Raw genomic sequence first — 10,143 nt, forward strand, 5'->3', positions numbered from 1 at the left:
TTTTCGGTGCAAAAACCCTGTGTTAACATTCGGCAACTTTGGACTCGGTGCATCCCTGGCGCCGGAACCGCCTAGAGGAATCAACGGGATAATGATCCGTCAACGCACGCTCAAGAACGTGATCCGGGCGACCGGCGTAGGACTGCACACAGGCGAGAAGGTTTATCTGACGTTGCGACCGGCGGCGCCGGACACCGGCGTCATCTTCCGCCGTGTCGATCTCCCCGAACCGGTCGAGATCAAGGCCAGTCCGGAAAACGTCGGCGATACCCAGCTGTCCACCACGCTGACCAATGGCGAGGTGCGCATCTCCACCGTCGAGCATCTGCTGTCGGCCTTCGCCGGGCTGGGGATCGACAATGCCTACGTGGACCTGAGCGCGCCGGAAGTGCCCATCATGGACGGCAGCGCCGGTCCCTTCGTGTTCCTGGTGCAGTCCGCCGGCATCGAGGAACAGAACGCGCCCAAGCGCTTTATCCGCATTCGCAAGCCGGTGCGCGTCGAGGACGGCGACAAGTGGGCCCGCTTCGAGCCCTTCGACGGCTTCAAGGTCGGCTTCACCATCGACTTCGATCATCCCGCTTTCAGCGAACGGGCGCAGTGTGCCGAGGTCGATTTTTCCACCACCTCGTTCGTGCGCGAAGTCAGCCGTGCGCGCACCTTCGGCTTCATGCGCGACATCGAACGCCTGCGCGAGCGCAGGCTGGCGCTGGGTGGCAGCCTGGACAATGCCATCGTGGTCGACGATTACCGGGTGCTGAACGAGGACGGGCTGCGTTACGAGGACGAATTCGTCAAGCACAAGATCCTCGATGCCATCGGCGATCTCTATCTGCTGGGGCACAGTCTCATCGGTGCCTTCCATGGCCACAAGTCGGGGCATGCCCTGAACAACCGCCTGCTGCGCGAACTGATCGCCGATGCCGATGCCTGGGAAGAGGTGACCTTCGAGGATGCCGGCCGCGCGCCCATCTCCTTCCTGCAGCCGGTTCCCGTTTCCTGATTTCCCCTCGTGGGGGCGCACACTGCGTCCTGGCCGGCCGGTCAGGGCGTTTTCGGTCGGGCGTGGCGGGCGAGACGCCGCAGGGCGGCCGCCAGCTTTTCGTCGCCGATACTGGTGGCGGTCCCTTCCAGCGCCCGTGCCGCCTCGTCACCGAGGCGGGGGCGCCCGCGGCGCGGCTGCGGTCGTTCCGGCGGCAGGACGCGCACCCCGACCTGCGCCACTTCCAGGCCGTGTTCCCGTGCCAGGCGGCGCTTCAGGTCACCCAGGTGAAACCGCAGGCGCGCCGACCATTCAGGGGATTCCACGAACAGAATCAGTTGCTTGCTGGAGAGATTGCCGACCCGGACCCGGCCCGAGAACTCCAGTGGCAGCAGGGCCTCGATGGCCCGGCCGAGGCGCATCAGGCGACGACTGCGATCGGCCAGGCGGGCGAAGCCGGTTTTGCCAACCGGTTCAAGAAAACGCCCTATAGAAACGGGTCCGCGGGACGACATCTTCAATGTGGCATCAAATTTGTAAACGGGATGTGAAAACCTTAGAGTATCGGCCAGCCGTATGAACGTGATCCTGTTCACCAATGTACATGGACGCCCGGGAAGCCTCAATCTGAGCCGGCCCGCGGTCTATCTGTCCCTGTTCGGCGGGCTGCTGCTCGTCGCCGCGCTGCTGGTCTGGCTCGGGTTTTCCTGGGGTACGCGCACTGCGAAGGTCGAACCCACGGCCGTGATCGCCGACTGGCGCGCCGATGTCGAGGCGCAGCAGCGCGCGCTGGACCAGGCCAGGCGCCAGACCGAGGCGCATCTGGATGCGTTGGCGCTCAAGCTCGGCCAGATCCAGAGCCAGGTGCTGCGGCTGGAAGGCCTGGGTCAGCGGCTGGTCGAGATGGCCAAGCTGGACAAGGGTGAGTTCGATTTCGGAAAGCTGCCGCCCCTGGGGGGGCCCGAGGCGGCCTCGCGGCTGCCGTCGGCGGATCTGCCCGAGCTGAACAACGAGCTGGAACAACTGGCCCGGGTGCTCGAGGATCGCGAACAGCAGCTTTCGGCGCTGGAATCCCTGATCCTCGATCGCGAGCTGCGCCGTCAGGGCGTGCCCGCTGGCCGGCCCGTCGCCAGCGGCTGGTTGTCCTCGCCCTTTGGCAAGCGCACCGATCCCTTCACCGGCCGCCAGGCCTGGCACGAGGGCGTGGATTTTGCCGGCAAGCTGGGTTCCGAGGTCGTGGCGGTCGCCGCCGGCGTAGTCACCTGGTCGGGCAAGCGCTCCGGCTACGGTACGCTGGTCGAGATCAACCATGGCAACGGCTATGTCACCCGCTACGGCCACAACCGGGTCAGTCTGGTCAAGGTTGGTGATCGCGTGACCCCGGGCCAGGTCATTGCCCTGATGGGCTCTACCGGCCGTTCCACGGGGCCGCATGTGCATTTTGAAGTGCTCAGGAACGGCAAGCCGGTGAACCCGGCGCGATTCGTCTGGACCCGGCGCAAGTCCTGATCCCCGAAATCCCTTTCTTCACACGGCCTTCGCCATGCACGGCGGGGGTCGTTTGCGGTATCATGCGGCCTTCCGTTCCGGGCCCTCTATTGGCAGGTCAATGGTCAGCAAGCTTCTCAGAAAGGTCTTCGGCAGTCGCAATGATCGACTGATCAAGCGCATGTCCAGGACGGTCGACCGCATCAATGCGCTCGAGCCGGACCTGGAAAAGCTGGACGACGCGGCCCTGCGCGCCAAGACCGATGAATTCCGCCGACGCCTGGATCAGGGCGAGTCACTCGACGACCTGTTGCCCGAGGCCTTTGCCGTGGTGCGCGAGGCCGGCAAGCGGGTGCTGGACATGCGCCACTTCGACGTGCAGCTCATCGGCGGCATGGTGCTGCACTCCGGCAAGATCGCCGAGATGCGGACCGGCGAAGGCAAGACCCTGGTGGCGACCCTGGCGGCCTATCTCAATGCCCTGCCCGGCAAGGGCGTGCACGTGGTGACGGTCAACGAGTACCTGGCGCGCCGCGACGCAGCCTGGATGGGCAGGCTCTACGAATTCCTGGGCATGTCCACCGGCGTGGTGGTACCCGGCATGGGGCCGGAGGAGAAGCGCGCCGCCTATGCCGCCGACATCACCTACGGCACCAACAACGAGTTCGGCTTCGACTACCTGCGCGACAACATGGCCTTCCGCCTGGAAGACAAGATGCAGCGCGAGCTGAATTTCGCCATCGTCGACGAGGTGGACTCCATCCTCATCGACGAGGCACGCACGCCGCTGATCATTTCCGGTCCCACCGAGGACAGCACCGAGCTCTATGTGAAGATCAACGAGCTGATTCCAGGGCTCACTCGCCAGCAGGAAGAGGACGGTCCGGGCGACTACAGCGTCGACGAAAAGAACAAGCAGGTCCATCTGACCGAGGAAGGCCACGAAAAGGTCGAGCGGCTGCTCACCGAGGCGGGGCTGCTCGCCGAGGGCGAGAGCCTGTACGACGCCGGCAACCTGATGCTCATGCATCACCTCATGGCCGGGCTGCGCGCCCATGCCCTGTTCCAGCGCGACGTGGACTATATCGTGCAGAATGGCGAGATCGTCATCGTCGACGAGTTCACCGGCCGAACCATGCCGGGGCGGCGTTGGTCGGAGGGGCTGCATCAGGCGGTCGAGGCCAAGGAAGGGGTGCCCATCCAGAACGAGAGCCAGACCTACGCCTCCATCACCTTCCAGAACTATTTCCGCCTCTACGACAAGCTGTCGGGCATGACCGGCACCGCGGATACCGAGGCCTACGAGTTCCAGCAGATCTATGGTCTGGAAGTGGTGGTCATCCCCACCCACCGACCCATGGTGCGCAAGGACATGGGCGATCTGGTGTTCCTCACCCAGCGCGAGAAGTTCGACGCCATCATCGAGGACATCCGCGACTGCCGCGAGCGCGGCCAGCCGGTGCTGGTCGGCACCACCTCGGTCGAGGCCTCCGAGTATCTGTCGAAGCTGCTGAAGAAGGCCGGCATCCCGCACGAGGTGCTGAACGCCAAGCAGCACGAGCGCGAGGCGCACATCGTCGCCCAGGCCGGTCGCCCCGGCGCGGTGACCATTGCCACCAACATGGCCGGCCGCGGTACCGACATCGTGCTCGGCGGCAGCCTGGATGCCGACATCGAGGCACTGGGCGAGAACCCCGATCCGGCCGAGGTCGAGCGCGTCAAGCGCGAGTGGCACGAGCGCCATCAGCAGGTGCTGGAGGCCGGCGGCCTGCACATCATCGGCACCGAGCGCCACGAGTCGCGGCGCATCGACAACCAGTTGCGCGGCCGTTCCGGCCGCCAGGGCGATCCGGGTTCCAGCCGGTTCTATCTTTCGCTGGAAGACAATCTGATGCGCATCTTTGCCTCCGACCGGGTGTCTGCGCTGATGCAGAAACTGGGCATGCAGGAGGGCGAGGCCATCGAGCATCCCTGGGTGACCAAGGCCATCGAGAATGCCCAGCGCAAGGTGGAGGCGCACAACTTCAACATCCGCAAGCAACTGCTCGAGTACGACGACGTTGCCAACGACCAGCGCCGCGTCATCTACCAGCAGCGTGCCGAGCTGATGGCCGCGGACGACATCTCCGACAGCATCGAGGCCATGCGCGAGGACATGGTCAACGCCATGGTGGATACCTACATCCCGCCGGGCAGCCTGGACGAACAGTGGGACGTGGCCGGCCTGGAGAAGGCCATCGAGGAGGAATTCGGCGAGCGCATGGACATCCGCGGCTGGCTGGAGTCGGATCCCGAGCTGCACGAGGAGACGCTGCGCCGGAAGATCCTGGACACCCTGGTCGAGGCCTATCGGGAAAAGGAACGCCAGGCCGGTCCCGAGGTCATGCGCCACTTCGAGAAGCAGGTCATGCTGCAGGTGCTGGATCAGGCCTGGAAGGAGCACCTGGCGGCCATGGACTATCTGCGTCAGGGCATCGGCCTGCGCGGCTATGCGCAGAAAAATCCCAAGCAGGAGTACAAGCGCGAGGCCTTCGAGATGTTCAGTGCCATGCTCGACCGCATCAAGCACGACGTCGTCGGCATCGTGTCCAAGGTGCAGGTGCGCGCCGAGGAAGACGTGGCCGCGGTCGAGGCCCAGCGGCGGCAGAACGTGGAGATGGAGTTCCGCCATGCCGCGCCGAATGCCCCCGCTGCCGGGCCACAGGCCGAGGCGCCTGCCGAGGGTGAGGCCGCCGAGGCGCCCTTCGTCCGCGGTGGCCGCAAGATCGGTCGTAACGAACCCTGTCCCTGCGGTTCGGGCAAGAAATACAAGCACTGCCATGGAAAGCTTCAGTGAGGCATGAGGCGTGAGGTGTAAAAGACCGTTTGGCCAGGGGATCCCACGAAAGTACCCGGGCGTACTCGGATATTTCTGGCGCACGCCTCACTTCTCACGTTTCACCGCCCCGAAACAACATGGCTGTCGGACTGAAGGCGCCTGACCGTCTGCGCGCCGTGCCCGGCGTGCGTCTCGCTGCGGTGGAGGCGGGCATCCGTTATGCCGGTCGCACTGACCTGGTACTCATGGAAATCGCCGGGGGTGCTTCTGCGGCCGGGGTATTCACCCGCAATGCCTTCTGCGCCGCGCCGGTGGTGGTGGCGCGCGAGCATCTGGGCGCGGCCGCACCGCGCTATCTGGTCATCAATAGCGGCAATGCCAATGCCGGTACCGGCGCCCCGGGTCTTGCCGATGCCCGTCGCACCTGCGCCGAGCTGGCGACCCGCGCCGGCGTCGACGCATCGGAGGTGCTGCCCTTTTCCACCGGCGTGATCGGCGAGCCCTTGCCCATGGAACGGCTGATCGGGGGTCTGGATCCGGCCCTGGCGGCGCTGCGCGAGGATGCCTGGCTGGAGGCGGCCGCGGGCATCATGACCACCGATACCCTGCCCAAGGGCGTGTCCCGCACGCTCGAAATCCGGGGACAGACGATCACTGTCACCGGCATCGCCAAGGGCGCGGGCATGATCCGCCCCGACATGGCCACCATGCTGGCCTTCGTGGCCACCGATGCGGCCGTGCCGCGCGAACGCCTGCAGGCGCTGCTGCACACGGCCATGGCTGCCTCCTTCAACCGCATCACCGTCGATGGCGACACCTCCACCAACGATGCCTGCCTGCTGGTGGCCACCGGGGCCTGCGGCGTGACGCCCGAGGGCGAGGACTGGGGCCGGTTCGCCGAGGCGGTGACCGACGTCTGCATCCGGCTCGCCCAGGCCATCGTCCGCGACGGCGAGGGCGCCACCAAGTTCGTCACCATTGAGGTCAGCGAGGGGCGCGATACGGCCGAATGCCTGCAGGTGGCCTACACCGTGGCTCACTCGCCGCTGGTCAAGACCGCGCTGTTCGCCAGCGATCCCAACTGGGGACGCATCCTCGCCGCTGTGGGTCGTGCCGGACTCGACGCACTGGCGCTGGACCGCATCCGCATTCATCTGGGCGATGTCTGCATCGTGCGCGACGGCGGCCGCGCGCCGGAATACACCGAGGCAGCCGGCCAGGCGGTGATGGCGGCCGACGAGATCCTGATCCGCATTGCGCTGGGCCGCGGCGAGGCGGTGGAGCGCATATGGACCACGGACCTCTCGCACGAGTATGTCCGCATCAATGCCGAGTACCGCAGCTGAGGCGGAGGTACGGGTCGCGGCCGCGGTCATCGTCGGCCACGACGGCCGCGTCCTCCTCGCCCGGCGTCCCGACCATGTCCACCAGGGCGGCCTGTGGGAGTTCCCGGGCGGCAAGCTGGAACCGGGCGAGTCGCCGCGCGCGGCCCTGATACGCGAACTGTCGGAGGAGCTGGGCATCCGCGTCACCCGGGCGCGGCCACTGATCCAGGTCCCGCATGCCTACCCGGACAAGCGCGTCCGGCTGCAGGTGTGGCGGGTCGAGGCCTGGGAAGGCGAGCTCCACGGCCGCGAGGGGCAGCCCCTGCGGTGGGTCGAACCCGATGCCCTGCCGGGCCTCGATTTCCCGGCCGCCAACCGCCCTATCGTCACGGCCGCGCGTCTGCCCGATCGCTATCTGATCACCCCTTCGCCGACTGACCCGGACCCCTTCCTGACGCGACTCGATGCCCTGCTCGACGCCGGCGCGCGGCTGATGCAGTTGCGTGCCCCCGGCCTGCCCCCCGCCGAGTGGGGGGCGCTCGCCGAGGCCGTGGCCGAACGCTGCGCGCGCAAGGGCGCGCGCCTGCTGCTCAACCGGGACATCGAGGGCGCTCGCCGCCTGGGCGTGGGCGTGCACCTGAGTGCGGCCCAGCTGGCGCAACTGCCGACGCGGCCGCTGCCGCCGGAGCAATGGGTGGGTGCCAGTTGCCATGATGTCCGCGAACTGGCGCGCGCCGAGGCACTGGGCGTGGACTTCGCGGTACTCGGGCCGGTCAAGCCGACGGCGACTCACCCCGAGGCAACACCGCTGGGCTGGGGTGCGCTTGCCGACTGCATCGCGGACCGCGCGCTGCCGGTCTACGCGCTCGGTGGCATGACGCCGGGGGATCTGGACGCGGCCTGGGCGGCGGGTGCCCAGGGCATTGCCGCAATCCGCAGCCTGTGGGACGGGGACTGATGCGGGCCGGTCTCGCAGCGTGGCTGCTGTCGATGCTGCTGTTCGGCTGCGGGACAGAGGCGCGCGTGCTGCCGATGATGGTCGAAGCGGGCTGCGATGCCGCCGCCGGCCCCTGTGGTGCCGAGGGGGAGGCCCTGTCGATCCGTTTCCGGCTCGGCGCGCCCGTTCGACCGCTGTCACGCTTCGACATCGAACTCGTCGCCGAGGGGCCTTCGGCTGGACGCATAGCCCAGGTGGAGGTCTGGTTCGAGATGGCGGACATGGACATGGGCCTCAACCGCTACCGGCTGGATGCCCGGGGCAAGGGGCGCTGGACCGGCGCGGCCATGTTGCCGGTCTGTACCAGCGGCCGTTCCGACTGGCGCGCGCGAGTGCGCGTCGCGGAGGCGCAGCGCACCTACGAGGCCGTGTTCCCTTTCCGTGTAAAAGGGCGCTGACCGAGCGGATCAGACCGGGTTGCCGCCGGACCCCTTTGTCCCGAAATCCGCCGCATCCGGGTTTTCAATGTCGGGTGGCCCCGGGATGCAGTGCTTTTCCGACAGCCATTCACCGAGATCGATCAACTTGCAGCGCTCGCAGCAGAAGGGCCGCCAGGGATTGTCGGCGTGCCAGCGGGCGGGCTGGCCGCAGGTGGGGCAGTTGACGGTGGGTATGGAACGGTTCATCAGATCACGCAACAGGCCATTTCGAAGGCCACGTCTTCGGTGGTCTGCACGGCGCGTTCGTTGACATTGGGCTGGGCCATGAATCGTACCGTGAAGCGGTGTCGCCCGCCGCTGATCTCGGCATACCAGGCGCTGCCGGCCGGCAGCGCGACGCGCACCATCTGGCAGGGCACGTTGGCATCCAGCGTCTTCTGGTAGAAGCCGGCAGGCGCCATCTCCGGGCGGAACAGGGTGCTGCTGCGGGTGAGTCGCAGGATGAGACGGATGGCGCGGCCGATCACGTCGAAGCATTCCAGCCAGATGGCGAGGTCGCGGATGCGCTCCTCGGCGGGCTGTTCCAGCCAGAAGTGATAGGCCGGCAGGTCGAACTCGCAGGTGCCGCCGGGAATGGCGCTGCGCTGCTGGATGGCGGACAGGAACTCGTTGCCCTTGAGGTGGGCGCCGATGGGGCCGTTGATGGCATGCAGTTCGTCGATCAGGCCGTCCAGCTCGTCGAGCAGGCCGTTGAGCTGGGCGCGGTCCACGTCCGGGTTGGCCTCCAGCCGCGCCAGGTTGGCGGTGTGGCGTTCCAGTTCCTTCATGACCTCGGTCTTGAGGTCCGAGCGGCCGAAGATGTTCATGATGTCCAGCAGGCTGTGCAGCGCCGCCCGGCTGTCCCAGGGCGCCGTGCCGCCCAGGTGATGGCGGATCTGCTGAAACAGGAACTCCAGTCGAAGGAAGGACCGGATCCGCTCGTTCAGCGGCTGCTCGTAGATGATCTTGTGGGACACGGGTGGGCGATCGGCCTGGCCGGGTGACGATCGGCCTATTGTCCACCAGCCCCCGGGTTCAGGCAAATGAGCGCCTGCGGCCTTCTCAGCGGGCGGATGGCCCCGTCCGTCCGGCGCCGGCGAGCGCCAGATAGTGCCCGTGCAGCTTCTCGATGTCCGCGCGCAGGTCGTCGAGGCTGCCGTCGTTGACCACCCGATCGTCCGCGGCCGCGCAGCGGGTTGCGCGATCGGCCTGGGCAGCCAGCATGGCCTCGGCCTCCGCGGCGGACAGGCCGTCGCGGCGCATCAGGCGCTCGCGCTGCAATGCCTCGGGCGCATCGATCACCAGCACCCGGTCGACCAGGTCCTGCCAGCCGGCCTCCACCAGCAACGGGATCACCAGCACTACGTAGGGCGCGTCCAGAGTCTCCAGCCGTGCCAGCAGGGCCTCGCGGATGCGGGGGTGCAGGATGGCCTCCAGTCGTGCCCGGGCCTCGGCATCGGCGAACACCCGTCGACGCAGACGCGGCCGGTCCAGCTCGCCGGCCGGCGTCAGCATTTCCGGTCCGAACGCACACACGATCTCCGCCAGCGCCTCGCTGCCCGGCGCGACCCGCTCGCGCGCGATGACATCGGCATCAATCACGGGCACGCCCAGCCCGGCGAACACCTCTGCCGCTGCCGACTTGCCGCTGGCGATACCGCCCGTGAGCCCGATCTTCAGCATGCGGGGATGATAGCGGAGTGGGGGAGGGGAAGGACAGGCGCAAGAGCAAGAGCGCCACGGAAGACACGGAATGCACGGAACGGGGGAATGCCACATGCGTAGCCTGGATGCAGGCCGGAATCCGGGATTCATGGCATCGATTTCCCCGGATTTCGCTGCGCTTCATCCGGGCCATTTTGCTGCATCGCCGGTCGATTGCCCCTGTAGTGATGGGCACGGCCCTTCAGGCCTTTGCCCATCCTACCCGGGGCGTTCCGGTAGGATGGACAAAGCGAAGCGTGCCCATCAATACACCTCACGCTTGCCGTAATGGTATGGACTCCCCCTCCCCTAAACGGCATCGATGTGCCAGATTGGTAGTGATTAAGTCCAATCGAACAGAGGAGGAAGAGTCCATGAGCGAGATTACCCGAGTTGGCGTAGATTTGGCA

Annotated in this window: 10 protein-coding genes; 6 read left to right on the top strand and 4 right to left on the bottom strand. The window is 66.9% G+C overall.

Annotated features, from left to right (window positions below; all coding sequences use genetic code 11):
• Positions 1–91: 91 nt before the first annotated feature.
• A complete protein-coding gene (lpxC, locus tag MVF76_RS09465) occupies positions 92–1,003 on the top strand; it encodes a UDP-3-O-acyl-N-acetylglucosamine deacetylase (protein WP_297528562.1) in 912 nt (303 codons plus the stop codon).
• Between the two features lie 41 nt (positions 1,004–1,044).
• On the opposite strand, the gene MVF76_RS09470 is transcribed toward lpxC, so the two are convergent.
• Positions 1,045–1,497, bottom strand: coding sequence for a DciA family protein (locus MVF76_RS09470; protein WP_297528563.1), 453 nt, complete (start codon positions 1,495–1,497; stop codon positions 1,045–1,047).
• Between the two features lie 61 nt (positions 1,498–1,558).
• Here MVF76_RS09470 and MVF76_RS09475 point away from each other — a divergent pair, with 61 nt between their 5' ends.
• From MVF76_RS09475 to MVF76_RS09495, 5 genes are all read left to right on the top strand, one after another.
• Complete coding sequence (locus MVF76_RS09475; RefSeq protein WP_297528564.1) at positions 1,559–2,491, top strand: M23 family metallopeptidase; 933 nt, start codon at positions 1,559–1,561, stop codon at positions 2,489–2,491.
• 100 nt (positions 2,492–2,591) lie between these two features.
• Positions 2,592–5,306: a preprotein translocase subunit SecA gene (gene secA / locus MVF76_RS09480; protein WP_297528565.1), complete on the top strand. Its 2,715-nt coding sequence runs from the start codon at positions 2,592–2,594 to the stop codon at positions 5,304–5,306.
• Positions 5,307–5,425: 119 nt separating this feature from the next.
• A complete protein-coding gene (gene argJ / locus MVF76_RS09485) occupies positions 5,426–6,634 on the top strand; it encodes a bifunctional glutamate N-acetyltransferase/amino-acid acetyltransferase ArgJ (protein WP_297528566.1) in 1,209 nt (402 codons plus the stop codon).
• The gene (locus MVF76_RS09490) at positions 6,615–7,571 is read left to right on the top strand and encodes a Nudix family hydrolase (protein ID WP_297528567.1); all 957 of its coding nucleotides are present in this window, start codon (positions 6,615–6,617) and stop codon (positions 7,569–7,571) included. The genes argJ and MVF76_RS09490 overlap by 20 nt, the downstream gene beginning before the upstream one ends.
• Positions 7,571–8,008 (top strand): hypothetical protein, encoded by a 438-nt coding sequence (locus MVF76_RS09495; protein WP_297528568.1) that lies wholly within the window; start codon positions 7,571–7,573, stop codon positions 8,006–8,008. Before MVF76_RS09490 ends, MVF76_RS09495 begins: the two co-directional genes overlap by 1 nt.
• A gap of 9 nt (positions 8,009–8,017) precedes the next feature.
• Here MVF76_RS09495 and MVF76_RS09500 read toward each other — a convergent pair whose 3' ends face one another.
• The 3 genes from MVF76_RS09500 to coaE form a co-directional block, all read right to left on the bottom strand.
• The gene (locus tag MVF76_RS09500) at positions 8,018–8,236 is read right to left on the bottom strand and encodes a DNA gyrase inhibitor YacG (RefSeq protein WP_297528569.1); all 219 of its coding nucleotides are present in this window, start codon (positions 8,234–8,236) and stop codon (positions 8,018–8,020) included.
• A complete protein-coding gene (gene zapD, locus MVF76_RS09505; RefSeq protein ID WP_297528570.1) occupies positions 8,236–9,006 on the bottom strand; it encodes a cell division protein ZapD in 771 nt (256 codons plus the stop codon). The genes MVF76_RS09500 and zapD overlap by 1 nt, the downstream gene beginning before the upstream one ends.
• A gap of 85 nt (positions 9,007–9,091) precedes the next feature.
• Positions 9,092–9,712 carry a dephospho-CoA kinase gene (gene coaE, locus MVF76_RS09510; RefSeq protein ID WP_297528571.1) on the bottom strand — a complete coding sequence of 207 codons (621 nt, stop codon included), beginning with the start codon at positions 9,710–9,712 and terminating at the stop codon, positions 9,092–9,094.
• Positions 9,713–10,143: the final 431 nt, after the last annotated feature.

Source organism: Thiohalobacter sp. (assembly GCF_027000115.1).
Classification (GTDB): domain Bacteria; phylum Pseudomonadota; class Gammaproteobacteria; order Thiohalobacterales; family Thiohalobacteraceae; genus JALTON01.

What these genes read in the sequence shown, in the direction of transcription:
- MVF76_RS09470 (WP_297528563.1), bottom strand. Translation starts at nt 1,497, where the DNA reads ATGTCGTCCCGCGGACCCGTTTCTATAGGGCGTTTTCTTGAACCGGTT.
- secA (WP_297528565.1), top strand. Translation starts at nt 2,592, where the DNA reads ATGGTCAGCAAGCTTCTCAGAAAGGTCTTCGGCAGTCGCAATGATCGA.
- argJ (WP_297528566.1), top strand. Translation starts at nt 5,426, where the DNA reads ATGGCTGTCGGACTGAAGGCGCCTGACCGTCTGCGCGCCGTGCCCGGC.
- lpxC (WP_297528562.1), top strand. Translation starts at nt 92, where the DNA reads ATGATCCGTCAACGCACGCTCAAGAACGTGATCCGGGCGACCGGCGTA.
- MVF76_RS09500 (WP_297528569.1), bottom strand. Translation starts at nt 8,236, where the DNA reads ATGAACCGTTCCATACCCACCGTCAACTGCCCCACCTGCGGCCAGCCC.
- MVF76_RS09475 (WP_297528564.1), top strand. Translation starts at nt 1,559, where the DNA reads ATGAACGTGATCCTGTTCACCAATGTACATGGACGCCCGGGAAGCCTC.
- MVF76_RS09490 (WP_297528567.1), top strand. Translation starts at nt 6,615, where the DNA reads ATGCCGAGTACCGCAGCTGAGGCGGAGGTACGGGTCGCGGCCGCGGTC.
- MVF76_RS09495 (WP_297528568.1), top strand. Translation starts at nt 7,571, where the DNA reads ATGCGGGCCGGTCTCGCAGCGTGGCTGCTGTCGATGCTGCTGTTCGGC.
- coaE (WP_297528571.1), bottom strand. Translation starts at nt 9,712, where the DNA reads ATGCTGAAGATCGGGCTCACGGGCGGTATCGCCAGCGGCAAGTCGGCA.